The 25938-nt window shown below is 49.5% G+C and carries 25 protein-coding genes; 20 read left to right on the top strand and 5 right to left on the bottom strand.

All coding sequences use genetic code 11. The annotated features are described in order from the left end of the window. Positions 1 to 322 precede the first annotated feature (322 nt). Both RSX24_RS25840 and RSX24_RS25835 read left to right on the top strand, forming a co-directional pair. Positions 323 to 1225: an SDR family oxidoreductase gene (locus RSX24_RS25840; RefSeq protein WP_343262173.1), complete on the top strand. Its 903-nt coding sequence runs from the start codon at positions 323 to 325 to the stop codon at positions 1223 to 1225. Between the two features lie 377 nt (positions 1226 to 1602). Next, the gene (locus RSX24_RS25835; protein WP_343262172.1) at positions 1603 to 3981 is read left to right on the top strand and encodes a GH36-type glycosyl hydrolase domain-containing protein; all 2379 of its coding nucleotides are present in this window, start codon (positions 1603 to 1605) and stop codon (positions 3979 to 3981) included. A gap of 85 nt (positions 3982 to 4066) precedes the next feature. Here the strand turns inward: RSX24_RS25835 and RSX24_RS25830 are convergent, their stop codons facing one another. Next, positions 4067 to 4822 (bottom strand): GNAT family N-acetyltransferase, encoded by a 756-nt coding sequence (locus tag RSX24_RS25830; RefSeq protein WP_343262171.1) that lies wholly within the window; start codon positions 4820 to 4822, stop codon positions 4067 to 4069. 185 nt (positions 4823 to 5007) lie between these two features. Between RSX24_RS25830 and RSX24_RS25825 the strand changes: the two genes are divergently transcribed. From RSX24_RS25825 to RSX24_RS25800, 6 genes are all read left to right on the top strand, one after another. After that, positions 5008 to 5664 carry a M48 family metallopeptidase gene (locus RSX24_RS25825; protein ID WP_236420673.1) on the top strand — a complete coding sequence of 219 codons (657 nt, stop codon included), beginning with the start codon at positions 5008 to 5010 and terminating at the stop codon, positions 5662 to 5664. Positions 5665 to 5747: 83 nt separating this feature from the next. Beyond that, positions 5748 to 6134, top strand: coding sequence for an iron chaperone (locus RSX24_RS25820; RefSeq protein ID WP_343262170.1), 387 nt, complete (start codon positions 5748 to 5750; stop codon positions 6132 to 6134). 55 nt (positions 6135 to 6189) lie between these two features. Further along, the gene (locus RSX24_RS25815) at positions 6190 to 6723 is read left to right on the top strand and encodes an isochorismatase family protein (RefSeq protein WP_343262169.1); all 534 of its coding nucleotides are present in this window, start codon (positions 6190 to 6192) and stop codon (positions 6721 to 6723) included. A 171-nt stretch (positions 6724 to 6894) separates the two neighbouring features. Next, positions 6895 to 8484, top strand: coding sequence for a glycosyltransferase family 39 protein (locus RSX24_RS25810; RefSeq protein WP_343262168.1), 1590 nt, complete (start codon positions 6895 to 6897; stop codon positions 8482 to 8484). Next, positions 8474 to 9067, top strand: coding sequence for a hypothetical protein (locus RSX24_RS25805; protein ID WP_343262167.1), 594 nt, complete (start codon positions 8474 to 8476; stop codon positions 9065 to 9067). Before RSX24_RS25810 ends, RSX24_RS25805 begins: the two co-directional genes overlap by 11 nt. A 398-nt stretch (positions 9068 to 9465) precedes the next feature. Beyond that, positions 9466 to 10452, top strand: a complete 987-nt coding sequence (locus tag RSX24_RS25800; RefSeq protein WP_343262166.1) for a phosphotransferase enzyme family protein — start codon at positions 9466 to 9468, stop codon at positions 10450 to 10452. Positions 10453 to 10529: 77 nt separating this feature from the next. Here RSX24_RS25800 and RSX24_RS25795 read toward each other — a convergent pair whose 3' ends face one another. Next, positions 10530 to 11096, bottom strand: a complete 567-nt coding sequence (locus RSX24_RS25795; protein ID WP_343262165.1) for a hypothetical protein — start codon at positions 11094 to 11096, stop codon at positions 10530 to 10532. A 238-nt stretch (positions 11097 to 11334) separates the two neighbouring features. Between RSX24_RS25795 and RSX24_RS25790 the strand changes: the two genes are divergently transcribed. Genes RSX24_RS25790 through RSX24_RS25775 form a run of 4 tightly spaced genes read left to right on the top strand, consistent with a single transcriptional unit; the run spans position 11335 to position 14650 of the window. Then, the gene (locus RSX24_RS25790) at positions 11335 to 11907 is read left to right on the top strand and encodes an RNA polymerase sigma factor (protein WP_343262164.1); all 573 of its coding nucleotides are present in this window, start codon (positions 11335 to 11337) and stop codon (positions 11905 to 11907) included. Continuing rightward, on the top strand, positions 11882 to 12727 hold the full coding sequence (locus RSX24_RS25785) for an ABC transporter permease (RefSeq protein ID WP_343262163.1): 846 nt from the start codon (positions 11882 to 11884) through the stop codon (positions 12725 to 12727). Before RSX24_RS25790 ends, RSX24_RS25785 begins: the two co-directional genes overlap by 26 nt. Beyond that, on the top strand, positions 12708 to 13583 hold the full coding sequence (locus tag RSX24_RS25780; RefSeq protein ID WP_343262162.1) for an ABC transporter ATP-binding protein: 876 nt from the start codon (positions 12708 to 12710) through the stop codon (positions 13581 to 13583). The genes RSX24_RS25785 and RSX24_RS25780 overlap by 20 nt, the downstream gene beginning before the upstream one ends. Next, complete coding sequence (locus RSX24_RS25775; RefSeq protein WP_343262161.1) at positions 13580 to 14650, top strand: ABC transporter permease; 1071 nt, start codon at positions 13580 to 13582, stop codon at positions 14648 to 14650. The genes RSX24_RS25780 and RSX24_RS25775 overlap by 4 nt, the downstream gene beginning before the upstream one ends. 431 nt (positions 14651 to 15081) lie before the next feature. Here the strand turns inward: RSX24_RS25775 and RSX24_RS25770 are convergent, their stop codons facing one another. Then, positions 15082 to 15567, bottom strand: coding sequence for a hypothetical protein (locus RSX24_RS25770; protein WP_343262160.1), 486 nt, complete (start codon positions 15565 to 15567; stop codon positions 15082 to 15084). Positions 15568 to 15787: 220 nt separating this feature from the next. Here RSX24_RS25770 and RSX24_RS25765 point away from each other — a divergent pair, with 220 nt between their 5' ends. Continuing rightward, the gene (locus RSX24_RS25765) at positions 15788 to 16714 is read left to right on the top strand and encodes a copper amine oxidase N-terminal domain-containing protein (RefSeq protein ID WP_343262159.1); all 927 of its coding nucleotides are present in this window, start codon (positions 15788 to 15790) and stop codon (positions 16712 to 16714) included. A gap of 200 nt (positions 16715 to 16914) precedes the next feature. On the opposite strand, the gene RSX24_RS25760 is transcribed toward RSX24_RS25765, so the two are convergent. Continuing rightward, complete coding sequence (locus RSX24_RS25760) at positions 16915 to 17319, bottom strand: CBS domain-containing protein (protein WP_236420722.1); 405 nt, start codon at positions 17317 to 17319, stop codon at positions 16915 to 16917. A gap of 148 nt (positions 17320 to 17467) precedes the next feature. On the opposite strand from RSX24_RS25760, the gene RSX24_RS25755 reads away from it, so the two are divergent. The 7 genes from RSX24_RS25755 to RSX24_RS25725 all read left to right on the top strand — a co-directional run bounded on the left by RSX24_RS25755 (position 17468) and on the right by RSX24_RS25725 (position 24795). Then, positions 17468 to 19573: a penicillin-binding transpeptidase domain-containing protein gene (locus RSX24_RS25755; RefSeq protein ID WP_343262158.1), complete on the top strand. Its 2106-nt coding sequence runs from the start codon at positions 17468 to 17470 to the stop codon at positions 19571 to 19573. A gap of 106 nt (positions 19574 to 19679) precedes the next feature. Continuing rightward, entirely contained in the window at positions 19680 to 19808 is a 129-nt protein-coding gene (locus RSX24_RS25750) for a hypothetical protein (RefSeq protein ID WP_290371496.1), read from the top strand. A 185-nt stretch (positions 19809 to 19993) separates the two neighbouring features. Next, positions 19994 to 21232, top strand: coding sequence for an FxLYD domain-containing protein (locus RSX24_RS25745; protein ID WP_236420687.1), 1239 nt, complete (start codon positions 19994 to 19996; stop codon positions 21230 to 21232). Between the two features lie 12 nt (positions 21233 to 21244). Continuing rightward, positions 21245 to 22393, top strand: coding sequence for a S1C family serine protease (locus RSX24_RS25740; protein WP_343262157.1), 1149 nt, complete (start codon positions 21245 to 21247; stop codon positions 22391 to 22393). A 123-nt stretch (positions 22394 to 22516) separates the two neighbouring features. Next, positions 22517 to 23113, top strand: coding sequence for a TetR/AcrR family transcriptional regulator (locus tag RSX24_RS25735; protein WP_236420689.1), 597 nt, complete (start codon positions 22517 to 22519; stop codon positions 23111 to 23113). A gap of 88 nt (positions 23114 to 23201) precedes the next feature. After that, positions 23202 to 24425 carry an MFS transporter gene (locus RSX24_RS25730; RefSeq protein WP_339276153.1) on the top strand — a complete coding sequence of 408 codons (1224 nt, stop codon included), beginning with the start codon at positions 23202 to 23204 and terminating at the stop codon, positions 24423 to 24425. 202 nt (positions 24426 to 24627) lie between these two features. After that, the gene (locus RSX24_RS25725; protein ID WP_236420691.1) at positions 24628 to 24795 is read left to right on the top strand and encodes a DUF3934 family protein; all 168 of its coding nucleotides are present in this window, start codon (positions 24628 to 24630) and stop codon (positions 24793 to 24795) included. Between the two features lie 72 nt (positions 24796 to 24867). Here the strand turns inward: RSX24_RS25725 and RSX24_RS25720 are convergent, their stop codons facing one another. Continuing rightward, positions 24868 to 25929 (bottom strand): hypothetical protein, encoded by a 1062-nt coding sequence (locus RSX24_RS25720; RefSeq protein WP_343262156.1) that lies wholly within the window; start codon positions 25927 to 25929, stop codon positions 24868 to 24870. Between the last annotated feature and the right edge of the window lie 9 nt (positions 25930 to 25938).

The raw sequence follows: 25938 nt of genomic DNA, 5'->3' as shown, positions 1-25938 counted from the left end.
CGCAATGCATAACAGCAACCGTATAAGCATTCCTCGAATGCACCTTTGGGAACCTCTTCGGGCCCAGGTGCCCTTCCGGGAATGCTTTTTTTCGTTCCAATGACATGTTGAAGGACTCACCTAAGTTCCAATGATGCTAACTCCGCAGCTGTGGATACTTGGCAGCGACCTGCTCTAGGATCATAGGACATAGGAAATGCTCCCCGAAGGGTTTAGATTTTTCGGATCAAGGTTACAAAAGGAGAGAGTGAGAACCTTGGAAACGTCACATTGGAAAAAGACCCCGAATACGAACACGTTATCAGTTTAGGAGGAATGGATCATGGCGAATCAGGATCAGTATACGATGCAGGACCCGACTACCCAGTATCCGAAGGCGACGAAAGAATGGAAGCAGCAGCAGGATGAACCCGGACTGCAGCGGGAGATGACGCCGATCCCCGATTGCGGGGAGAAAAGCTACCGGGGCAGCGGACGCTTGACAGGACGCAAGGCCGTCGTAACGGGAGCGGACAGCGGGATCGGCCGTGCGGCGGCCATTGCGTTTGCGCGGGAAGGAGCGGACGTGCTGTTGTCCTATCTTCCGGAAGAAGAGGCCGACGCCAAAGAAGTCGTTGCCTTGATCGAGGAAGCAGGGCGCAAGGCCATCGCGATGCCGGGCGACCTGAAGAACGAGGCTTACTGCGAGCAATTGATCGAAGCTGCGGTGGAGAAGCTGGGAGGCATCGATATTTTGGCCAATGTAGCCGGCAAACAGCAGTACGTGGAGCAGATCGCCGACCTGACGACGGAGCAGTTCGACGCGACGTTCAAAACGAACGTGTACTCCATGTTCTGGCTCTGCAAAGCCGCGGTCAAACATATGAAGCCGGGCAGCTCCATCATCAATACGTCTTCCATCCAGGCCTACAAACCGTCGCCGATCCTGCTGGACTATGCGACAACCAAGGCGGCGATCAATACGTTCAGCAAGGCGCTCGCCCAGCAGGTCGGCAGCAAGGGCATCCGCGTCAACGTGGTTGCGCCTGGGCCCGTCTGGACGCCGCTTCAGGTGGTCGGCGGTCAGCCGGTCGAGAAGCTTGCCGAGTTCGGTTCCAACACGCCGCTTGGCCGTGCGGGCCAGCCCGCCGAAATGGCACCCGCATTCGTATTTCTGGCGAGCCAGGAGTCCAGTTACGTCAGCGGCGAAACGCTGAACGCCAACGGCGGAACGGTAAGTCCTTAAGGCCGTTCTCCCCAAGCGACGCATGAGTTTGAATCCGGTTCACCACAACTCCCCTCTACCATAAAGGCAGAAGGGAGTTTTTGGTTGCGTCCGTATGCATGTCCAGCATTAAGGTTAAAGAACGACGTAACTGCCGAGCGTGGCTAAGGTGACCGTTTCCAACAACGCTTCGTCCTGGATTCAGAAACGATGGGAACGGAACAAGGGAGAAGCAATGGGTTTTATTTTTTGTAGGTGACTGTAAGCGTTAACGTGTTATAATGGACTATAGTTGTATACAAGTATTCTGAATAAATTCTAAAACGTTTTCCGCCAGTCCTTGTTTATTTCCGTCTGAAATCCGTTCATCTTATCCAAGCCGAAAGAGAGGAATTTCCATGATCAGACCATCGGAAGACCAGCAATATTACGAGTTGACCAGCCCAACGAGCCTGCCCAAAGCTTCGGGATTTTTGTGGAACGAAAAAATGATGATCCATATGAATTGCCGTGGGTACGCCGTAGCGCAGTTCATGCAGCCGGAACCGGCCAAATATTCGCATGCGCCGAACCTGGAGGCCAAGACGTTCATGCAGCCGGAACAGCCGTATTATGCCCACCATCCCGGACGGTTCGTGTACGTAAAAGATGAAGTAAGCGGGGGCGTCTTTTCGGCACCGTATGAACCCGTGCGCAAACAGGCGGACAAATATGTCTTTTCCATCGGCAAGCATGATCTGCGTTGGCAAGTTGTAAGCGGTGACATCGAAGTGGAGATGGTTTTGACGCTGCCGAAGGCGGAGGCGATGGAGCTGTGGAGCGTGAAAGTGAAGAACCTGTCGTCCACGACGCGTAAGTTAAGCGTTTATCCGTATTTTACGGTAGGGTATATGTCCTGGATGAACCAGTCCGGCGAATATGTTGACTCGCTGCAAGGCATCGTGTGTTCCTCGGTGACACCCTACCAGAAGTACCAGGATTACGACAAAATCAAAACCTTTGCAGACAAAACCTTTTTGCTCGCAGATGAGCGGCCTGTTGCGTGGGAAGTTAACCAGGAAGCTTTTGAGGGCGAGGGTGGTCTCCATGCCCCGTCCGCTCTTGAGGCCGACACGCTGGCTTGCGGGGACGCAAGATATGAGACGCCGACATGTGCCCTACAGTATCGACTGGAACTCGAAGCCGGGGCAGAGAAGGCGTATCGTTTCATCTTTGGCGCCGCCCACAATGAACAGGAGATTGGGCAGATTCGTCAGAAGTACTTTGTGGATGTAAACGGTCAAGGGATGAACGGTTTTGCTGCGGCCGGGCTGGAATATGCCGCCTATGTTGCGGAAGGTCAGGGAAATATCGAGATTAAAACACCCGATGAAGGGTTGAACAACTTCGTTAACCACTGGCTGCCGCGCCAGATGTACTATCATGGCCAAACGAACCGTTTGACGACAGATCCCCAAACCCGGAATTATCTGCAAGACAATATGGGCATGAGCTATATTCAGCCAAGCGTTGCGCGAGGGGCGTTTCTTACGGCACTTGAGCAGCAGAATGTCAGCGGCGCAATGCCTGACGGCATTATTTTGCACCCGGACGCCGAACTCAAATATATCAACCAGGTACCGCATACGGATCATTGCATCTGGCTGCCGGTATGCATGAGCACGTATCTGGATGAGACCAACGATTACGGCATTTTGGATGAACAGGTCGGGTTTGCGGACAGCGAAGAGACGGCCACCGTTCTTGAACATATGCATCGTGCCATGCGTTGGCTAATTCAGGATCGCGACGACCGGGGACTGAACTACATCAACCAGGGAGACTGGTGCGATCCGATGAATATGGTCGGGTACAAGGGAAAAGGCGTATCCGGCTGGCTTACCATTGCTACGGCGTATGCGTTCAAGGTGTGGGCAAACATTTGCGAACAGGCAGGGCATGCGGAAGCAGCAGCCGAATTTCGGGAGGAAGCGGACAGAACCAACGAAATTGCCAATACGTATCTGTGGGACGGCAACTGGTATGCACGGGGGATTACCGACGACAACGTCGTATTCGGCATCAGCAAAGACAAGGAAGGGCGCATCTTCATCAACCCGCAAGGTTGGGCCCTGATGAGCGGCGCGGCCGATCCGGACAAACGGGAGAAGCTGATTCGCGCCGTGGAGGAACAATTGGAAACGCCATACGGCGTGGAAAAGCTGGCACCCTCCTTCACGGCGATGCGCGAGGATGTTGGACGCGTGACCCAGAAACATCCGGGCAGCGCGGAGAACGGAGCCGTATACAACCATGCTGCGGCGTTCTACATTTATGCGTTGTATCTGGTCGGGGAGAAGGAGAACGCCTATCGTTTGCTGCGCAAAATGATTCCCGGTCCGGACCTGGACGATATCGTTCAACGGGGACAATTGCCTGTATTTATCCCGAACTATTACCGCGGTGCCTATCGCCAATTCCCGCGTACGGCAGGCCGGTCCAGCCATTTGTTCAACACGGGAACCGTCCCGTGGGTATACCGCTGCCTGATCGACGGGCTGTTCGGTTTGCAAGGCCATGCGGAAGGTCTGCAATTGCGCCCGCAATTGCCGGCGGACTGGAACGAGGCGTCCGTGACGCGCAAGTTCCGCGGAGCGGTGCTGGAGGTGCAGATGAAGCGAAGCGAGAGTGTTCGCGAGCGGCAAGTATATGTGAACGGTAAGCCGATTGAAGGAGACGTGATCCGGAGTATTCAGGCCGGTGCCTCGTATGAAGTGTTGGTCAAGCTTCCGTTGTAAAAGTAAACGACCGAGCAGTCACGTTTTTTAGTACCTAGTGCCTTCCTACTATGATAAGGGAGGCACTTTTTTGGCATTACTCACTCTAAAGCTTCATCCGATACCAATAACGGTAGATCTCCTCGTATCCCAGCTTTTCGTATAACCGCCAAGCCGGCGCATTGTCGGCAACGACCGCGAGGTAACTGAATTCGGCTCCTTGGGCTTTGCCCCAGTGAAGCAGGTGCAGGATCAGATGCTCAGCCAGCCCTTGATTTCTGTACCGCCGATCTGTCACGATATCATACAATCCGATATAACCGCGTTCGACGACGCCCAGGCCGCAGGCAACCACTTGATCGTTCAACGAAAGAGAGATGTACCCCGTCGCCGTTCGGATATTCGAGAGCATGCGTGTCATCGTGGGTACCTTTTTCGCGTCAACCTCATTGATCCTGCAAAAGGATTCCAGCCACGAATTCGTTGCACAGTTATCGATTTGGATGTCAGCATGCTTTGGTGTCTTAAGTCCGTCCAGGCTGCGAGTTTGAATGCTGGTCAGGTCCAATACGGAATACCCTTTTTCATCCAAAATGTTATCCAGATTTTCAGGATGAATAAATGGGGTGATTTTAAAGACGGTGGGTAACCCATTACGCTCGTACAATTGCTCACATGTTTTTATTTTTTCATGGATGTCGAGCGTGGAGGTGTATATGGGCTGTATGGAGTTGGCGCGTTTGGTGCATCCGTCCGCAAAGCGAAGCACCCATCCGTCAACAAACAGGGTGGACAAGGAAGGCCAGTGGCCAAGGGACAATTCCTCGATCATTTTGTGGGATGATGCGGCAGCGGGAAACATGGGATCGGCATACCTCCTGTTTTATAATGATAAATATACTAATAAATAATAATACATATTATTGCATAAAAATTCAATTATGTGTACAAGCAGCTTTGAGTGCGAGGGCACGCGATATGAGGTACAATCAGGGTAGTCAGTACAGCGATGTGAACGGCATATTATGAACAGAAGTGGAGAAAACGATGTTTACGATTGAAGTGAAGGGCCAACTCATTCAGTGCCATCTGGAACTGGGCAAACGCAAAAAGGTATCCATCAGCCTGGACCTGCCCTACATGGTGACGATCAAGGCACCCAATGGCATCACAGAAGAGAAGATCGGAGAACTCGTGCGGCAGCACGGGGATGTCATTTTGCAGCGATCGGCCTTGATGCAGGAAGCGCTGGACGGACCGCAGCCTCGGACCTATCAGGACGAAGGAACGTTTATGTGGCTTGGCAAGGAGCATGCCTTGCATGAACTCATTGATGTGGAAGGTTTGGAAGAGGACGAGCTGCGGGTGCGTTTGAAAAAGTTTTATTTTGCCGAATGTAAACGGGTCATTGGGGAACGCATCGGTGCGTTTCAACAGGCGCTGAAGGTAAAGCCGAAGTCCATGGATATCGTGGAGTCGGCCACCAAATGGGGGAGCTGTAGTTGGGACAAAAAACTCACCTTTAACTATCGGCTTGCTATGGCTCCTGTAGACGTCATCGATTATGTCATCATCCATGAGCTGTGCCATATTCATCACATGAATCATGACCGTTCCTTTTGGCGGCTGGTAGGCAGCATAATGCCCGATTACGAGGAGAAGGAAGCGTATTTGCGAAGAAAAGGCCAAGCGATGACGCTCTAATAAACGGTATGATGGCATGTGGTGGAGTCAGTAATAAATGACCTAAGTTTGATCCAATCACACTTTGTTAAGGAGGCACAGGCATGACAGGGAAAAATCCAACCTCGGTTGAAGTCGACGAATATATTGCGGGATTCCCGCCAGAAGTGAAGGCCAAATTACAAATGATGCGTGAGCTGATCCGAGAGATTGCCCCGCAGGCGGAAGAGAAAATAAGCTACAAAATGCCGACGTATGCCCTGCATGGCAATCTGGTTCATTTTGCCGGATACGCGAAACATATTGGATTCTACCCTGCGCCGAGCGGGATTGAAGAATTCAAACAGGAGTTGTCGGCCTATAAAGGGGCCAAAGGCTCCGTGCAATTCCCGTTGGATCAACCGTTGCCGGAAGCGCTGATCCGCCGCATCGTGGCGTTCCGGGTGAAGGAAAACGAAGAGAAGGCCCGGCAGAAGAAGCAGGGGAAGTAGTCGTCAAACAGACAGGTTGAGGATGGACGAGCAGTTGCATAAAGGGGCTGGGAGCATGAACAAAGCGTTGATCGTGCTGGATGTGCAGGCAGGCATCGTATCGCAGAGGGACGTGACAGGTACAATCCATGCCATAGAAAGCGTCATCCGCGATTTCGAAGCGAGAAACGAGCCGATGGTCTTCATCCGGCATCTGGACTACGAGCAAGAGGAATCGCCGTTGTTCCATACTAAAGTGGACAATCTGAGGTTTGTGGTGGATTGGGGACGACATCAGGTCCTGGATAAAAGCAAACCAAATGCATTCAGCAATCCTGCGCTCAAATCCTGGTTGCAGAATCATCAGGTGGAGCACATCTTTATCATTGGGTTCAACACGGAATATTGCTGTTTGTTTACGGCTATTGCGGCCGAGCATGAGGGTTTCAAGGTTACGCTGATCGAAGATGCGACAGGTACGGTAAATACGGCGGAGACGTATGAAATGCCGGGGCTCGACATTCAGGATTTCATCGGCTCGGTTCTGAATTGGTCCGGCTGCATCGAGGTTTTGTATGTAGACGAGTACCGAGAGTTGTACTCCAAATAATATCCGTTACATCAGGAATCGTTGGATCGGATCACTGGATAAAGACGAAATCCGGACTGCCTTCTTTCGTTGCGAAGGTAGTCTATTTGTGCGTGACGCCGATTCAGCGATTTTTCAGCTTGAGCCCTTATAATACGTACCGAAATCCTGCATTCGAAAAGGAGTTTTGGCATGGCTAAGGTGATCCATAAGGGGCTCTATCTGATTCTTGCTTTGTTTATCGGACTGTTTATCGCATCAACCTTCGTCGTTCGGGCGCAGTACAATTATGCCGCTTACGGTGACAATCCGATTCTGGGATCGCAGCAATGGGGCATTTTCATCCCGCTCCTGATTGTGCTGTCGCTCGCCAGTGTGGTTATGTACCGACTGTGTCTGAAGCTGAACCGGTTTCGTCCAGTGGTCGTTATTCCTGTCGTGCTGCTGGCGTCCTTCGCCGTTCAGACCGCGATCATTTTTTGGTTTCCGCGCGTGCCGACGGACGATTCGCAGACAGTGCTTTCGCTGGCGATGGACATGCTGTATGACCAGGACTATTCCTCGTTTGATACGACCGGTTATCTGCACATGTTTCCGTTCAACTATTCGATCGTATTGATTTTGAAAACCTTGCTGTACCTATTTCCGGATAACTATCTGGTCATCAAGCTGTTTAACATTTTGTGCACGCTCGTAACGACGTTAATGATCTATCTCATCTATAAACAACTCCATGCCAAATCGGGCGGGCGTGATTACGGGGTTCTTGTCCTGGCAGCAACTTACCTGCCTGCCTTATTTATGAACAACTTGATCTATAACGATGTTATTGCCACCGCGCTGCTTACGTCGAGCCTGTACTTCCTGATCCGGTTCCTGAAGGAGAAAACGTACAAGTGGGTCGTCGCTGCCGCCATCTTGTTGGCCCTTGGCAACGACCTGCGCAGCATCGGCGCGATTGTGTTGATCGCGGCAATCCTTTGTATTCTTTTGAATATCAGGAGCCTTGGCTTCAAAAAATTCATGATTTCCATCGGCGTGCTCGCGCTTTTATTTAATGTCCCGGGGTGGACGCAGAAATGGGCACTGCAATCCGTCGTGGATGAGCCTGTCGGCGAAAACGCCGCGCCCGTCTATATGTGGTTGAACATGGGGATTAACCTGGAGCGCTTCGGGTTCTGGGATAACCGGGAAAGCTACGCCATCTACCAGAGAGAGGCGAATTATAACAAAGCCGAGAGTACGGAGTTGTTCAAGCAGGAGATCGGACGAAAGCTGTCGGAAGCCAGCGCGGACGACCTCGTGAGGATGTATACGAAAAAACTCATTTGGACCTGGACCGAAGGAACTTACCAAATGGATCGGTACGGCATCGGCAATGGCAGTTCGTTTGGCATGGGCAGAGGTGGGGGCGGAATCGACGGTTCCTATAGTTATGCCACTGCCGCCACGGATTGGTTCCAAGGGGATTCGGCACCTCGAATCGGCATTTTGTGGGTGGTATACACCATGAACGTGCTGATTTATGTTTTCGTGCTCGTCCGGTTAATCGGCGGAATTCGGGCCAAGAGATATGACGAGGTTTCGTTGATATTGGTTATTCTCGGGTTTATCGGATTTTATTTGCTCTGGGAAATCAAATCGAGGTATCTTTTTCCGGTGTACCCGCTGCTGCTCGTGCTTGCTTATATGGGATTCAAAGATGCGCATGACTCGATATTCCGAAGAAAACTTGGCGGGGAACGCATTTCCCTCGGAAAAGGTGATTCATATGCGAAGTAAAGCACTGTTCACATTGTTGATATCGGCCCTTATCGGCTGTTCCGTCCTGCTCACGGCTTGCGATGCCATCACGGCCCAGAATATTGAGAGAACCGGCGCTCCCGGTCAGGGAATGAACGGATTTCCCGGCATGAATGGCGGGGGTGGCATAGATGGTGGCGGCCAAGGCATGAGCAGAGGCGGCCGCATGAACGGCGGCGGAACGAATGGTCGAAACGGCGGTGGTGCCGAAGCGATGCAAGGCATGATGGATGCCGACGTTACGGGTCGGATCGTCTCCATAGAGGGTGGCACGATTACGGTGGATCTGTTGGAACAGGAGCAAACGGATGCGACGTCCAATCAAGGGCGACAATGGAATCCGGCAGACGGAAATACAGGGCTGAAAGAAACCGGTGTAGAAATGAAAATCAGCGTCAGCGACGACGTTCAGATCAGTCGGGGGATGACCATGGGCGGTCCGAATAACCGATCCGACTCCAGTGACGACATGTCATTGTCCGACCTGAAAACAGGCGATGTCATTCGTTTATGGTACAAGGACAACACCGAAACGGCAGCACGAATCGTTGTTCAATCCTAGGTTGAGGTAATGGCCATTGCCATATCGATAACTTGTGGATTATTATGGAAGTAACTTTGTTTCCCGAAGGGAGTGAGCGTCATGAAACGACGGGCTAAGATGATGCCGAAAGCGACTACAATTAAGGTGATCGTGAACTGAATAGATGCGGTGGACCGACGAGGACAGAACGAAGTGAAAGCTGCTTCGGTTGGTTATTTGGAGTCTGCCGAGATATAGGGATATAACTGCTCATTTTCCTGGTGTTGATGAGGTTTGTTTGCTTATGCATTTTGCAACTTCCTCGTGCATCACGAATTTTTAAGCCGCAGGCATAGCCTGCGGCTTTTTGCGCGCAAAAATAGTCGTTCGGACTTTGCAAGAAACCTACATTAAACGATCAAGAAGGAGAACTGCCCATGCTAAAGTTAAAATATTTATTTAATAACACCGATCTCGCCGAGATGATCTTGAAAAATTGGAGTTACGATAATCCCGAGTCTCTGGACATGTTCCGGTATTACCGCATATCCTCTAATGCCGTATATCCGTTCAGGGACCAGGGAGAGACTCGCTTGCTTCGTTTCGCCCCGGTTCAGGAAAAAGATAGAACCAATCTATACGCCGAACTGGAGGTTCTCGGCTATCTTCGACAGCGTGACTATGGGGCGATGGAGGCGGTGCCTTCCCATGCAGGAACAAAGCTCGCGGAGGTCAGCACACCATGGGGCACGTACTACGCTTCCGTGTTCAAGCGGGTACCCGGCACGCAGCTGAGCAGTACGGTTCTGAGCGACCAGGCCATATACAGCTATGGTCAGGCGCTAGGCAAGCTTCATCAACTGAGCCGGGATTATACGCCGGTGCAGGCTAAACGCTGGAGTTATGCCGATGTGCTGGACTGGATGCAGGAGGTTCTGAGGGAATTTCCGGATGAGACCGATGCCGCTCATGAAGTGGAGTTGCTCCGTACACATTTGGCAGCATGGCCGGTGACCAAGCTCAATTACGGATGTATTCATTATGACTTTGAGCCGGATAATGTCTTCTATGACGAAGAAAGTCAGTCTTGTTACGCCATTGACTTCGATGACGCCATGTACCACTGGTATGCGATGGATGTGGAACAGAGTCTGGATAGTTTGCGTGATGAGATTGAGCCGGAGCGTTGGGAACAGGCAAAGCAGACGTTCATGCAGGGGTACTGGGCCGAATCAGGAGACTCCTATGCCATGGAATCCATGTTCCCGGTTTGCAGACGCTTTGCCAACGTATACCGCTATGTACGTATGCTGCGGTCTGCGGCAGAACGGTGGACGCATGAGCCGGATTGGATGAACGTTCTAAGATCAAGGCTGGCTGAACGGATGAAGGAAGCAGCGAAGGGATTTGGCCAGAAGATTTAAAGTCGATCCCAAGAAAGAGCACAGGCTATTCCCGTAAAGGGAGGGGGTTGTGCTCTTTCTTTTCATGGGTTTGAAATCTAGTCCAGATTCAGATCAAAATCAGGCTCACGCATATAATCAATCGGATAGAGGTCATCCCGGGCGGAGATCAACGCGCGGAAGTGGAGGTAAAGAGGACGGGGATGTTCCGCAACACCACCAACACGATCAGGAGCAAGCTCTGCTACCACGAAAGCATCCTCGGCATTTGTGCATTTATAGATGACATTCTTTGGGTTGCACACTTCCTCCATATAACTGTAAGTCATGACATGAAATGATCGGCCGCGCCAATTCGTCTTAATCACTTTATAGGACTGCGTCCGTACAAGATCAAGGTAACGCTCCAGCGGAAACGTATGCTCAAATTGAGTAATATATCCTTTATGATCCACATCAATCGTAAATTCCACATCATAGCTTTCGTGAAATTCTTCCTTGTACGTTCCCTTCATCATCGTCATCGCATCAAAATGCGATCCGAAATTAAGGTCTTCTATGTAAGGGATGGCGATGAGTTGAGGATCAACATGATCGGTAATTTGGCTGTTGCTGGAAGCACCCTTGCTAAAGCGGGATGGCTGAAGTTCAATCGATCCAATCATACTTCCCGGAAAACCGGGACTGCAGGTTATTCGCATAGTCATCTCCTTCGTTGTTAGTCACTAATTAAACGAACGGGTGAGCAGAAAGTTTCACCAGAATAAGGAAGTCAATATGAGACCAATTCTGATGAAGACATAGTTGCATCAGGAACTTGTCTATATCCAAATAAATGAAATAAACATTTTTGATCTTTTATGGTCAAATTATCGTTAATTGAATTGAGGGGGTGAGGGAGCGTTGAATGATGAAGAGTTGATTCAGGAGATTCGTGAAGGCAGCCGGGCTGCCATGGAAGTGCTGGTGAAGCGGCATTATAAGTCGATATTCGCTTATGTGTACCGGAAAACGGGAGACTATCATACCGCTTATGATCTAACCCAAGAGGTATTCGTAAAAATGATGAAGTCGCTTGACAGCTACCGGGATCACGGAAAATTCAGTCACTGGCTGCTGAAAATTGCAGTAAATCATTGCCTGGATTATTTTCGGGGACGCGATTTCAAGCAACAACAGAGAGAAAGTGAGTTAACGGAAGAGGCGCTCCCTGCCAGCGAACACCAGAATGTATGGAACATATTCCATAAAAAGCTTCAGAACGAACAGGTCAGGCAGGCGGTATTAAGTTTGCCTGAGCACCAGAGGGACGCGGTGATCCTGAACTATTACAACGGATTGAAGATCAGGGAGGTTGCCGAGCTGACGGGAGCAAATGAATCGACAGTGAAGTCGCGCATACGCTTGGGCATAGCCAAATTAAGGGAAATCATTCTGGGAGGTGGACGGGATGAAACGAAGAGGACACGGAGATAAACGAAATCGGGCAGCTGAATTGGAGATGGAGGAGTACAACGAAATTGCTTCTTATCTGGACGAGTATGCGGTCGATTTTCCATCCGAAATGGAGATCGACAGAACGATCAGGGCATTGGATGCCCATATGCCGGATCCGGCGAGCGTTCGCCCGAAACCATCATACGGAAGGCGGATGAGGGAATTATTCCAGCTTGTTCGGGGGGAGGTCGCGGTTTTCCACAAATCATACTGGTTGGTTTGTTCCCTGCTCCTGCTGCTTGGATTTTGGCTGGGAACACACAGTAAAATCGATCCTTACATGAGCGGTCTCGTACTGGTTCCCGTACCTTTTGTGCTTGGATTGCTGGAAGTATTCAAAGGCAGGGATCATGGGCTCATGGAAATCGAGCTGACCTGCAAAATTACGGCACAACAGCTGATGCTGACCCGTTTGATCGTTGTACTCGCAGCAAATATGGCATTTGTACTTCTCCTTATGCTAGCGATATCCGGTGGAACAGGCAGTTCCATCTTATGGAGCGGAGTCGGTCTATGGTACGCACAGCTGATGATCGCTGCCGGGGCCAGTCTGTGGTTGGCGATGCGTGTCAGGGGTGGAGCGGCTGTCAGTATCTTTCTGACGCTATGGTTCGGACTGATATGGCTTGCATTAAGTAATCCCAAATTCATTGCGTTCGTTCAATCGATTCAGCCGTCAGTACTTTTAACGGCCGCCCTATGCGGAGTGCTCCTGTTGAGCAGTCAGATCTACCAGATGGCGCGAAAATACACATCACAAACGGAAAGAGGTTATTCCTTTGATATTGACCATGGATAACGTATCCAAGAAATACAGGAACAAGTGGGCAGTGAAATCGTTCTCGCTGGAGCTGTCCAGCGGTGGCGTTTACGGGCTGCTCGGACCGAACGGAGCGGGCAAAACAACGTTGCTTCGCATGCTTGTAGACATCTCCAAGCCGACGTCAGGACAGATTCTGCTGGATGGGCAACCCATCCAACAGATGGGGGACCGTTATCGCAGCATATTGGGTTATATGCCGCAGCGATTCGGATTTTACAACCGTTTCAGTGCTCATCGGTTTCTCATGTACATGTGTTCGCTCAAAGGGTTGAGTGTGAGTCAGGCCGGTGTTCGCGTGCAGGAGACATTGCGAATGGTTGATCTGGAACAGCAGGCCCAGCATAAAATCCGTACGTTCTCTGGGGGCATGAGGCAGAGACTAGGCATTGCGCAAGCCTTGCTGAATGATCCGCAAATTCTAGTCCTCGACGAACCTACGGCAGGTCTTGACCCCAAGGAGCGTATTCGATTCCGTAACATTATCGGGGAGCTGGGAAGAGACCGGATTGTACTGTTATCGACGCATATTATCTCTGACCTGGAGTTCTCGTGCAAGGAAATGATTCTGATGAACGAAGGTCAGCTGATCACCCGGAACACGCCGGAAGAGATCATGAACAGGATGCAGGGCCGCGTTTGGAAGGCAACGCTAACTCAGCAGCAGCTTGCCGAGCTTACCTCACATTTCAAAGTAAGCGGCTTGTCCTATCAATCGGATGGCATCGTAGCCAGAATCCTGGCCAAAGAACAGCCTGTACCGCATGCTGTACCGGAGACACCTCGCATAGAAGACGTATATATGCACTATTTTGACGAGGAGGCGACATCGTGATTCGTTTAACCCAATATGAATTTGCTAAAATCATCACGCGTAAAAGCGTTTACCTGGCACTCGCCGGACTGCTTGTGCTTCTTGCTTTGTACGCCTGTTTCGGGCATTCCGGGCCGTTGAACGGCACGTCATATTACAAGCCCTATGAAGGAGCCATCACGGAGGAGAAGGTTCAAGCCGCGCAGGATCAGATGCAAACCGAGGGTTACAGTGAGGAAAAGAATCAGAATCGATATGGCGTATTTTATGAGATTTCCATATTTTCGCCGGAATCCATCAAGAACTACACCAGATATGATGACAGCGGGAATGCCATGAAACGGACCGTAACCGTCTCCGAGATTCACTACAATAAACCATGGGGTTATCTGCTGGAATACATTGATCAATTTGGAGTACTCTTTATGATGATCGTCATTCTGCTGGGATTGGCGCCCGTATTTGCAGAGGAATACGCACGGGGAACCGCAGCATTGCTGCGCAGCAGCAAACGGGGGAGAAGCCAAATCGTATCGGCTAAGTTGATGGCTTCCATGTTATATGTGGTGTTATGCGTCATCTTGTTTACAAGTGTCAACTTGTTCATCTACTGGTTAAGGTTTGGGAATTTGGCTGGAGCAGATACGCCTATCCAGAGTGTTGGGATGTATTTTCGAGGCTTTGACTATGAGTTCTCTCCTTATCGGTTATCGGCGGTTCAGTATTATGGAGTACAGTTGGTCACTCACTTGGCAGGCACTCTGGTCTTTGCATGTGTTGTGTTATGCGTCTCGGCGCTTTGTTCAACGTCGTTTGTTGCGATCGTCATTAATGTTGCGATTGTAGGCGTGCCTTATCTGGCATTCGATGTATTGAACTTCAACCCGGGATGGGCCAAGTGGATTGAGGAATTTTCATTCAGTACAATGATGCGGGTAACGAGGTTATTCCAAAAGCCGGCAAGCTATTCCGTATTTGGACTGGAGCTGTCCTATTTAAATTTGTATATGATCATCATGGCTGTAGTTACGATTGGCGTTGTACTTGGTATTTATCGCACATTCCGCACTCGCGAGGTTTTTTCTTGATGAACCCGCTATAGAAACCGCATTAATCAATCACACTAGGCCACTGTGAGTGCAGTACCATCTTCCGATCGCTGTTATCCAAAATAGTCCGCAATGTTTTGCGGGCTTCTTCTTTTCATGTTATGAGCAGAATGTGATGTTTCCAAACGTTCTTCGATTTTGATACATTGTGGATATACTTTTCGGAGGAGGAGGGCATCACTCGGACGCGGATGTTTATGAAATTCAAAGATTGAGCCGCCGGGAGGCAGAGGGAACATATGTCTTCAATGCCCCGAATGCCAGCAGCGCTCAGCTGTATACCTATGGACAGCAGTTTGACATAGCACACGCGATTTCCGAGGTCGTCAGGCTCCGAAAAAGTATCTATCTTCTCAGAAATTGAACAATAATTTTCCCCATTAATAACAGTCAACAAGACTCACTAATCCCTAATCAATTAACGCAACTCTCCATGACTCATCTTTATTTTTTGTAAATGTTGTGGTGTGCATCTTAAGTTCTTTTTCATTTCCGCTTGTTCTGTAATAGAATACGATGTTAATTTTTCCGTTTTCGGAGGATTGGTCGATGATATAAGGTGTCCCGACAAATTCAAAGTCTTCATCGTTTTCTAGTAAAAACAGTTGACTATTCGCTACATCCTCTGAAACAAAACTATTTTTAAAGGCAGTTTTATTTTTCGCTGCCCATGCGGTTAAATTCTCTTTGAATAGGATAACGATATCTTGATATTTCTCATCATATTTCATTTCATCTAGTGAAAGTCCTTTTTTGAAGGGGCCCAGCTTATTGATATCTACTTCCTTTGGATCCTCAACCAGCACACTATTGCTTGGGTTCGTGTTCTCAGAGTTACTTGTACATGCCGTTAAGATCAAACAAACACACAAGATTGCAAAAGAAAAAATACGCATAGGAAAATCCCCCCAATAAGAGCTTCAAATTCGGAATCAACGGGACGTTCTTTGATGATAAAACTGCTCGAGATCGCAAATCTACCAAATAAACATTGATTTATATAATATAACGTTACGTAACACTGTATGAAAATGTATTATTTTATTTTTTTAAGTAACCTTATGTCTTTTTTCGCGTCTATAAATATAAAGATTGTAAATTTTGGGAGGTTTTCTAATGAAGAAATTAGCACTGTTTTCTCTGGCTGTTCTATGTTCTTCGCTGTTGGTACTTCCAACCAATGAGGCAGCTGCAGCTGTGCAAAGTTCAAAAGGAACACAGGTTGTTGTGAATAATAACGACTTAGATTCAAAAGAAATTCTCAACAAGAACAATCAGGTGTTTTTTAGCTTGACTTCACTCAAAAGTTTAGGTGGGTTAACGTTTTCCTGGAATAATACTACAAAGCAAGTGACAGTGAAGGGGAGCGACACAAACTTGCAGTTGACAATGAATAAAAAAGTAGCGCAAAAAAATGGAGCTTCGGTTTCATTAAGTACTGCTTCATTTATTCATAACGGTAAAACAATGATCCCCTTACGTTTTGTTGCAGAAGCGTTGGACGGTTCAGTAACATGGAATCAAAAAACCCAAACTGCATTTGTTTCGAAACCAAGCACGAAACTGCTGACTGATGTGAAGAGCAATGTATTAAGCACAGCAAGAAATGCTGCGATTAATCTTCCTAGAGTTTCACAGCTCACGGAGGAATTTGAACCATCTATAGAAACAGCCAGTCTTCAATATTATTTTCCGAAAAATACAAAAGATCGATTCATCGAAGTCAATAATAATGTAATCCGTTATTATCAAATTACGAATAACACAGCTTACCTTAAGTGGCAAGCTTTCATTGGGGAAAAGGCCGCTACGCAGCAAAATCTTTATTTCATAAACGGCTCCTTTACAAAAGAGAACGGTTCATTGCCCAATTTCAAAGATACGACATTCGCCAGCTTTCGCTGGATGCCTCATATTACTTCTACTGGATATGGTTTAATCAATAAGGAGAATTGGAAGGATGTTGAGTTTAAAGAAGCTGAAGTTCCCAAAGCTGATCTGAAGGAAAACTATATTATTGTCGATATTCCTGAAGAAAAATAATTGGTAAAGTTATAACAACGACTGACCCGACTGACGTAATGGCAAAGAAATCAGAATACGTATAGCGAATGTTTGTTCTTGTGAAATCAGAAAGGTGATGCACTAAAATTTTATAATTATGATAAAAAAGGCAAGCAACAAGCGTTTCAGCTCGTTGTTTGCCTTTCGAATGCCCGGCGGTCGGGCTGTGTTCGATTCCATTAATCCGAAATGTTGCGTGTGTAGTATTCAATGATGTCTTTGCGCCGGATGATGCCGAGAAAAACCCGGTCTACATCGACGACCGGCACGAAATTCTGGTCTGCGGCAAGCGTCAGCATGTCTTCCATTTCAGCCTTGATGTATACGCATTCATTGTAGACCCGGTTTTTGATTTCATGCACCGGTACCTGGTCCATGTTATCGAACGTCAATCCTGGGGTGCTGCGCATCTTCCATAACAAATCGCCTTCGGACAGTGTTGCAACGTATTTTCCATCCTGGTCAATGACGGGAATGGCGGTGTAGTGCTGGGATTCAAGCTGCTCAATGGCTTCCTTCATGGAGGCGGAGGACTTGATATAGGCCACTTCTGCTTTGGGGAGTAAAAAATAGCTGATTTCCATCATCGGGCTCCTTTGCTGTAAATTTCGTACTTACATTATACACATATTATGTGATGTTCCGGCTAGGTCTAATGATAAATTCGTCATATTTGTTTCATTGTTTCTCGGGCTCAGGAATTCTATAGTGTATCATAGAGGTGATTTAACGATGAAATCGAAACGCAAACTGATGTACGGATTGCTGCCCATTCTGTTCGCAGGCGGGATCGGTATGTACCTATATATGCAGAGCAACAAGGCGCCGGAACCCAAACCCGAAGTCGTCGTGGAACAATACATAGATCATTTGCAAAAGAAAGAATTCGACCAGCTCTATGGCTTGATGACGCCAGCTTCGTTGGAGGCCTCCGGAATGAACCGGGAGCAGTTCGCGGAAAAGTATAATGCGATCTACTCCGGCATGCAGGTTTCGGCGGTCAAGGCAGAGCTGAAACCGCAGCCTGTGGCAGAAACGCCGCAAGAAGGCGGCACAACGAGCGGGAAAAAGACTGCAGGAACGGAGGGGCCTGAACAGGATCCCAATGTTTACAAGGCTGAATATACATTGCGATTGACCACCTTTCTGGGTGAAGTGAATGAAACGCAAAGCTTGAATCTGGTGAAGCAGGAGCTGGACGATGGCGGCAAGGTATGGCGGATCGAATGGCAGCCGTCCATGATCTTGTCCGATATGGTCAAAGGCAGCAAGGTGAGGGTGCGGACGCTGCTGCCGGAGCGAGGCGACATTGTCGATCGGGATGGATTGCCGCTGGCAACCAAGGGGACTGCCCTAGAGTGGGGCATCGTTCCAAGCAAACTGGGTGACGCCCCGGATCAGATGATTGCCAGCATCGCGCAGCACTATAACGTATCCGAAGATGCAATTAACAAGGCGATAAACCAGAGCTGGGTCCAACCGGACTATTTCGTGCCTATCGCCATGACGGACGATGAACGAATACCGGCAGCGCTGAAAGGCGTTCAAATCCAGACGAAAGAGATCAGGCAGTATCCATTGGGTGAAGCAGCCGCTCATTTGATCGGTTACGTGCGGAAGGTGACCCGGGAGGATCTGGAGAAAGACGCGGAAGGATACTACCGGGCGGAAGACTGGATCGGCAAGGCGGGTCTGGAGCAGTCATTGGAGAAGCAGCTGCGCGGGGAACGCGGAGGAGTGATCGAGATCACGGATGAGAATGGCAATATGCGTTCCGAGGTATTGCGCAAGGATGCCGTTAACGGGCAAAACATTCAATTGACGATTCGCACCAAAACGCAAAAAGAGCTCTATAAGACGTTATCCAGCGGCGGAGATGCCGGCGCGATGGTTATGATGGATCCAACGAAAGGGGATCTGCTCGCCCTGGCGAGCGCTCCTTCCTATGACCCGAACAAAATGGTTACGGGGTTGACGCAGGCGGAATGGGACGCTTATTCCTCGAATGAACAGCTTCCGTTCGTTAACCGGTTCACTAACCGCTATGCGCCCGGCTCAACCTTTAAAGCCGTCACGGCGGCGGCAGGATTGATGGAGAAGGTAACTACGCCGGATAAGAGTCACGACATTGCCGGACTGCAATGGAGGAAGGATGCGAGTTGGGGAGGTTACTACGTAACCCGGGTCAAGAACGTCTCTCCGGTGAACATGGTGGATGCACTCGTGTATTCGGACAATATTTATTTTGCGATGGAAGCACTGGAGATGGGCAGCGAGCGGTTCATTGACGGCATTCGCAAATTCGGCTTTGGCGGCAATTTTGGATTGGACGAATTGTATTTGAAACCAAGCCAGTATGCCAACGAAAACAACAAGGAGCTGAAGTCGGAGGTATTGCTGGCCGATACGGCTTATGGTCAGGGTGAAATGTTGATGTCCCCCATTCACTTGGCCACGGCATTTACTCCCTTTGTGAATGAGGGGAAAATGGTGAAGCCGATCCTGATTTCCGGGAAGGAAACGTCCGCTCCGGAAGTGGTCATCACGCCAGAGGCAGCTAATACGGTGAAAGATGCACTGGGCGAAGTGGTATCCCGGTCAGGAGGGACGGCCCATTCATTAAGCACGCTTCCGACCAAACTTGCTGCCAAAACCGGAACGGCCGAGCTGAAGGCGAAGAAAGGGGAACGCGGGCAGGAGAACGGATTTTTTGTGGTGTTTGATACCGAGCAGCCAAGCTTTCTGCTGGCCGCGGTCATTGAGAACGTAAACGGAAGGGGCGGCAGTCATCATGTCGTCGACAAGCTGAAGCCGTTTCTTGAGAAATGGAATGGATAAGCCGTGAGCCATCTCCCATGATGCATGATAATAATAGACAACGCCAAAAAACTTTCCGGGTTACCGGGAAGTTTTTTTGGTTTTCGCGACCAGGGTGCATTCACACGTGGACCGCAGCCGCCTGAACTTCAAAGCCCGTCAAACGGCACATGCCAATGTGGGACAGGGTGGCAATGCTTTTGCATTCAACGCCAATGAAGTCGGGGACATCCGGGTGCGTGCAGGACGGCAATAACAACGAAGAAGGAAAGGGATGCCGCTTTCGGGCGGGTCTCTTTTTTTGCTGCAGGATATGGTGCAATTTCCCTTTTTGCTATATGATAAATGTCGATTCGTGAAGTGTCGCAGTTAGCGGCGGTAGCATCAACAAGCAAGCTTAGCATAGGATACATACGTTCTTTGGCAGATGGAGGGATTCGGGTGTATTGTCATGTGTGTGGGACCAAGAGCAGCCCCGGAGATGTCGCATGCGGAAAGTGCAAAACGAAGTTAATCAGCGCCAGTACCACGGAAGAGCAGATTTGGGCGGAAACGGCCGTCGGATTGGAAATGGGAGCAGAGTCTGCCCCATTGCTCTCCAGGCAGCAGTCTGCTCCCCAGCAAAGCGGGGGCGGGATCGGCCGGGCTTGGAGCATTCTCGTTCCACTGCTTCTGGCTGCGATTGTAGGAGCATTATTGACGTACTATTACAACCAGGAAAGCGCAGTGAACGATGAAGTGTTGACGTTGCACGAGCAGGCCGAGAAGGCGGCGTTGGAGGGAAAGTATGCGGAAGCGCTGAAGCTGCTTGATGCGGCCCTCGAAAAACGGCCAAACGTGGAAGCATTGACCGAGGATCGTCAGATCGCGGCGAAAGCCTTCAATCAGATGAATCAGTTGAAGCAGGCTGCCGAGAGCCTGAAAACCGGCAAGCTGTCGGAAGCGAGCAAAACGCTTCAAGCCGTGGCCAAAGCGCTCAAGGAGCGTGAAGAACCGGCATTCGACAACGTGCGCAGCGAACTCGGCAAGCAGCAGGTGACGCTGTCCGTGTTGAAAGTGAAAAAGGAAATCGACGGCCTGACTACAGTGTCTGCCCTTGCTGAAAAATTGGAGACCGTATCGGCCTTGAAAGGCAAAGAAGCTCAAGCGGTGCAAAAGCAAATTATCGACAAATTGGCAAGCATCAGTTATCAAGATGCAGAACAGCTGGTGAAGAAGAAAGACTTCACGGCAGCATTGCAAACGGTGGATCAAGGGCTTTCTTACGCGCCGGAGAATGAGAAGCTGACCGAATATCGGGAACGGGTTTTGAGCGAAAAAAAGGCATTCGAAGAGGCCGAGGCGGAGCGGATCCGGCTGGCTGAGCAGCAGGCGGCCGAAGAAGATTTGAAAAACCGTACGGCAGCGGTAAGCGTGCTGGATTTGCAAGCCGAACTCGACGAGTATGGCGATCTGTACATTGGCGGAACCGTCGTGAACAATGCCACCCGTCCGATCTGGTCGGTCGCGCTGACGATCGATATTTACAGCACCGACGGCTATTATATTGGCCAAACCGAAGCGTACGTGTACCCGGGCACATTGGCAGCCTCTGAACAAGGCAGTTTTGAAACGTATTACTACGGCGTGTACCAGTCGGCAAACGTGTCCGTGTCGGGTGCAACCTGGTATTTGGAATAGGAGGCATCGGACATGTCCAAACGAATATGGGGCACCATCATTGCCAGCGCGGTTATTATCGGTGCCGGGGCAGCGGGGGTCTTCTACATTCACCATATTTCAGCCCAGCAGCTGGAGCAGCAGAAGCCGCGTCTAGCCGTGGTGCCGGTGAAGGAAGAGAAGGGCCAAGCGAAAAACGAATCAACCGCAGCTGCCCCAAAAACGATCAAACAAATCATTGAGGACAGTCAGAAAAAAGTTGTTACCATCGAGACCGGCGGCGGACTTGGCTCCGGATTCCTGTATAACGAACAGGGAGATGTAGTGACCAATGCCCACGTGGTAGAGGGTTATACGGAGGTGACGATTCGTACCCTGAACCATGAAGAACTTACGGGCACGGTCATTGGCATCGGGGAGGAAACCGACGTCGCTGTGGTCAGGGTGCCTGGCCTGAAAAAGGTGAAGCCGCTCCCGATCGCCAAATCGAAGGCGGAGATCGGCGACGAAGTCTTGGCCCTCGGCAGCCCGCTTGGCTTTGAGAACACCGTGACAACAGGCATCATCAGCGGTCTGGGACGAAGCTTTGAGATCGACTCCTATATCTACAGCAATCTGTACCAAATCTCGGCACCTATTACCCATGGGAATAGCGGCGGGCCGCTCATCAGCGCGGAGACGGGCGAAGTGCTCGGCATCAATTCGGCCGTCGTTGAACAAGAGGGCGGGATCGGCTTCAGCATCCCGATCACCAGCGTGTTGAAGCAAGTGCAGGCCTGGTCCAGCGCAGGGTCCAATGCGGTGGCCGCAAAGACAGGCAAAGGCGATGCTTCGCAGACCAGTGTGGATGGGCAGCTTGCTGAGGACCTGGTGAAAGCTTTTTATGGAAGCCTTAATGCAGGGGATTACGTTACCGCTTATGCTTTTTTGGGAAGCGAGTGGCAGAGCGGGACCAGCTACACCAAATTCCGCGAAGGTTATATCAACACCAGCTATGTCACGATTGGCGAGGTTTCATCCGCCTCCAAGGGAGAGGAAGAGATGGAGGTCAAGGCCGTCATCACTGCGGATGAGCGAAGGGACGGCGAACTGGTGACGAGCAAATATAAGGTGACGTATCAGCTCGGTTACGAGAACGGACAGCTTAAAATTTTACATGGGCAAGGCAAAAAGATGAAATGAATGAAGAACTTCTTTATTGGGGAAAAGAGATATAACTCTTTTCTCCTTTTTGATTGCTTATATGAGCATGATTTGTTAAAATACAGAACGAACGTTCAGTATCAAGAAAGCGAAGTGGAGTCTATGAACAAGAAACAGCTTCAAACCGAGCAGACCAAACGCAAACTTGCGGAAGCCTCCAAGGCGCTGTTTGCCCAAAAGGGGTACAAGGCAACGTCGATCGAAGACATTGTCTCAGCCACAGGCAGCAGTAAGGGGAATATATACTATCATTTTAAAAGCAAGGAAGGCTTGTTCCTCTACCTCATTGACGAATGGAACCGGGAATGGGAGGAAAGCTGGGCTGCAAAGGTTCATATGTATCCTACCTGCACGGCCAAAATTTTCGGGTTGATGGAGCATCTGGTGATGGATGACATGAACCACCCGTTGACCAAGGCGGCGGATGAGTTCTTCACCGGGGAGAAGAAAGCCAACGATATCGAGGAACGGATCGACCAGATCATGAAAGACCATATTCAATTCAACCGAAACCTGATTCGAGAGGGCATCGAAAACGGGGAGTTCAAGGCAGACAATGTCGACCATCTGGCGATCCTCATGGAGAGCACCATCATCGGTCTGAGCCAGATGTCGCGCGGGATGGAGCCAGAACAGGCGCTTGCGCTGTATCATCAGGCCGCAGAAGTTTTTTTGCACGGCATTTCAGTAACCAAATAGCCGACCTGACCTTATTATTACGTTCTAGCGATCAGGTCGGCGACTCAAACCAACGGATTTTTTCTAAGACATATGGAGGAAGCAAATCATGGCATTGTTAACACGAAACAGGGGCGCACTGCTGCTGTTGATGCTTAATATTTTTCTGGTGTTTACGGGCATAGGACTGGTCGTGCCGATCATGCCGGCATACATGGACCTGTTGCACATTTCGGGTACGACGGTGGGACTGCTCGTTGCAGCCTTCTCGTTTACCCAGTTTCTGTTTTCTCCCATTGCGGGCAGGTGGTCCGACGCATGGGGACGCAAAAAGATCATCGTCATCGGCATGTTGTTTTTTGCCGTTTCGGAGTTCATGTTCGGCGCAGTGAACGCGCCGGTGCTGCTCTTTGCTGCCCGGATGCTGGGCGGAATCGGCGCAGCGATGATTTTCCCGGCCGTCATGGCCTACACGGCAGACATTACGTCGGACGAAGAACGCGGCAGAGGCATGGGCCTGATCAATGCGGCCATCACGACCGGATTCATCATCGGGCCGGGGATCGGCGGTTATATTGCCGAATTCGGCATTCGCGTTCCTTTTTACTCGGCAGGGGTTGCCGGTTTGCTGGCAGCGATCATTACATTGGTCATTTTGCCTGAATCGGTACGCCAAACGGCAGAACACAACGCACCGGCTGGGGCCAATGCGGTGAAGGAGAAAGGGCCGGGCCTGGTTACCCAGCTGCTTCGATCCTATCGGGAGCCGTATTTCTTCAGTTTGATCATCGTTTTTGTCATGGCCTTTGGATTGGCTAACTATGAAACGGTATTTTCCTTGTTCGTCGATCATAAATTTGGATTTACAACGAAAGATATCGCCTTCATTATTACTTTTGGCTCGATTGCAGGGGCCGTTGTGCAGGTTGCGTTCATCGGATGGCTGCTGAATCGTTTTGGCGAAAAGTTGGTCATCTCGGTATGTCTCTTCTTCGTTGCGGTATTTATTCTGCTTACGCTGTTCGTTCATACGTACTGGCTGATTTTCGTCGTAACCTTCGTCGTGTTCCTGGGCATGGACATTTTGCGACCGGCGATCAGCACGCAGATGTCGAAGCTCGCAGAAGAGCAGCAAGGCTTTGTGGCCGGACTGAATTCGGCATACACAAGCCTTGGCAACATTGCTGGCCCAATCGTGGCTGGCGCGTTGTTTGACGTCAATATCAATTATCCGTACGTATCCGCGGCTGCGGTGCTGGCCGTCTGCTTCCTGCTCTCGATCCGATTGATGAGAGGCACCAAAGCGACGGGGCAACCGAAAGCGGAGATGTAATGCAATCATTCGATACATCGTTTGTTCAACGAGAAGAACAGGTCCGCTGCACGAAAGTGTAACGGACCTGTTCTTTTTTGGAGGTAATGATGGCGATTTTTGTTATAATAAAAGTTGTTGAACTGAATAATATGGACTGGGTTGCCTAACAAGTTGCCAAGAACGATTATTTGAGCATATACGGGATCATTGGAGTGATAACATGAGCAAATCCAAAAAGGGCGGCACGGGTCGCGGTACGGGCAAAAAAGGCTGGAACCGTTGGCAAGCCAGCGCCAATCGGGCCAAAAGTGCCCCGAAGCCTTATAAAAGCAAAGGCACGAAGCGAAAGAACGAGGCCGGGGAGGCCGGAGGAACGACCGAGCGATAGACTGATACGTACCCCACATCAGAATAGTTAAAAAAAGAGATCTGACTGGATTCCAGGCAGATCTCCTTTTATTTAATGTTGTTTAATGTCAAGTTCCTTATAAGTTTTTGTGTAGTTTTTGTAGTCCGCTTTAACACGCTCAAACCTGCTCGCAGGTGTATAAAAATAAATTTCGATAAAGTGGTCGGACGTTTCAAGAAACGTATCCAATTGTCCGATTTTGCGATTGTTTACTTCTTTATAGTACTCAATTTGGATTCCCTTTAATCCGTTGATCGTGACTGCTGCCGGTTTCGGTAGGGGATCAGATCCGGCTAGGCTATCAAGCAAGGGTTCATAAAAATCTTTTAGCTTTGTTTGCGAGTCAAATTCGTTTTTGGAATTACGGAAGATGAGCAAATAATCTTGATTCGCCCCATTGCTTACCTCCAAGACGGACTCGGGATTTATTTTTTGTTTGTTTATTTTCCAATTGGAAGGTAATCGGATTTCGAAAGGAGAGAACATTCCTCCATTGCCATGAGGAGACAAATAGGGAGAAGAACTCATGATATCCGCGTTTGCTGGGTTATCGTTCATAATGCGAACGCTCTGAACCGCTTTTTCGAACAGCTTAGTGTCCGAGGAATTAAGCGGAGACTTGGACGAGTATGAGACAATGTTAAAGTGCTGTTCGCTTTCGAAAATGACGTAGATGTTTCCGAATACGGACCGGCCATTATCAATGTTGGCTTTCTTATAATATGCTTGATGCTCATTGATCTTCATGTTGCCCTTATCAATTTCATACTCTTTTGCATTCATGGATTCCTGTGTTTTATGTATGTTTTTTTCATATGTAGCTACATAATCTTGAAGTGAGGTGTCTGACGCGTAATCCGCGCGGTTCTTTCGATCAATGCGGAGTATTTTGGACTTATCGGCTGGAATGGCCTTTAGTAACGAGGGACTTTTGTAATCCGTATCGGTTCTCCAATCTGTAGGCAACGTGATGCTTACTTCCTCATACATCGAAAAAAGTTCATGCTCGGTAAAGGCCTTATCGCTACTGCCAGGCATGGTTGAGCAGCTGGTCAGGACGATCATGATAAATAGGATCAATGTTATTTGAATGGTTCGGTTATGAGACGACACGTCCGAAAT

Source organism: Paenibacillus hubeiensis (assembly GCF_032334105.1).
Classification (GTDB): Bacteria; Bacillota; Bacilli; order Paenibacillales; family Paenibacillaceae; genus Paenibacillus; species Paenibacillus hubeiensis.
The sequence above is the reverse complement of the archived record's forward strand: the minus strand, read 5'-3'. Positions and strand labels throughout refer to the sequence as shown.

Excerpts from the sequence above, each read along its gene's own strand:
- RSX24_RS25740 (WP_343262157.1), top strand. The coding sequence starts at position 21,245 with ATGTCCAAACGAATATGGGGCACCATCATTGCCAGCGCGGTTATTATC.
- RSX24_RS25815 (WP_343262169.1), top strand. The coding sequence starts at position 6,190 with ATGAACAAAGCGTTGATCGTGCTGGATGTGCAGGCAGGCATCGTATCG.
- RSX24_RS25810 (WP_343262168.1), top strand. The coding sequence starts at position 6,895 with ATGGCTAAGGTGATCCATAAGGGGCTCTATCTGATTCTTGCTTTGTTT.
- RSX24_RS25735 (WP_236420689.1), top strand. The coding sequence starts at position 22,517 with ATGAACAAGAAACAGCTTCAAACCGAGCAGACCAAACGCAAACTTGCG.
- RSX24_RS25825 (WP_236420673.1), top strand. The coding sequence starts at position 5,008 with ATGTTTACGATTGAAGTGAAGGGCCAACTCATTCAGTGCCATCTGGAA.
- RSX24_RS25805 (WP_343262167.1), top strand. The coding sequence starts at position 8,474 with ATGCGAAGTAAAGCACTGTTCACATTGTTGATATCGGCCCTTATCGGC.
- RSX24_RS25755 (WP_343262158.1), top strand. The coding sequence starts at position 17,468 with ATGAAATCGAAACGCAAACTGATGTACGGATTGCTGCCCATTCTGTTC.
- RSX24_RS25760 (WP_236420722.1), bottom strand. The coding sequence starts at position 17,319 with ATGGAAATCAGCTATTTTTTACTCCCCAAAGCAGAAGTGGCCTATATC.
- RSX24_RS25795 (WP_343262165.1), bottom strand. The coding sequence starts at position 11,096 with ATGATTGGATCGATTGAACTTCAGCCATCCCGCTTTAGCAAGGGTGCT.
- RSX24_RS25800 (WP_343262166.1), top strand. The coding sequence starts at position 9,466 with ATGCTAAAGTTAAAATATTTATTTAATAACACCGATCTCGCCGAGATG.
- RSX24_RS25830 (WP_343262171.1), bottom strand. The coding sequence starts at position 4,822 with ATGTTTCCCGCTGCCGCATCATCCCACAAAATGATCGAGGAATTGTCC.
- RSX24_RS25785 (WP_343262163.1), top strand. The coding sequence starts at position 11,882 with ATGAAACGAAGAGGACACGGAGATAAACGAAATCGGGCAGCTGAATTG.
- RSX24_RS25765 (WP_343262159.1), top strand. The coding sequence starts at position 15,788 with ATGAAGAAATTAGCACTGTTTTCTCTGGCTGTTCTATGTTCTTCGCTG.
- RSX24_RS25840 (WP_343262173.1), top strand. The coding sequence starts at position 323 with ATGGCGAATCAGGATCAGTATACGATGCAGGACCCGACTACCCAGTAT.
- RSX24_RS25770 (WP_343262160.1), bottom strand. The coding sequence starts at position 15,567 with ATGCGTATTTTTTCTTTTGCAATCTTGTGTGTTTGTTTGATCTTAACG.
- RSX24_RS25730 (WP_339276153.1), top strand. The coding sequence starts at position 23,202 with ATGGCATTGTTAACACGAAACAGGGGCGCACTGCTGCTGTTGATGCTT.
- RSX24_RS25820 (WP_343262170.1), top strand. The coding sequence starts at position 5,748 with ATGACAGGGAAAAATCCAACCTCGGTTGAAGTCGACGAATATATTGCG.
- RSX24_RS25725 (WP_236420691.1), top strand. The coding sequence starts at position 24,628 with ATGAGCAAATCCAAAAAGGGCGGCACGGGTCGCGGTACGGGCAAAAAA.
- RSX24_RS25835 (WP_343262172.1), top strand. The coding sequence starts at position 1,603 with ATGATCAGACCATCGGAAGACCAGCAATATTACGAGTTGACCAGCCCA.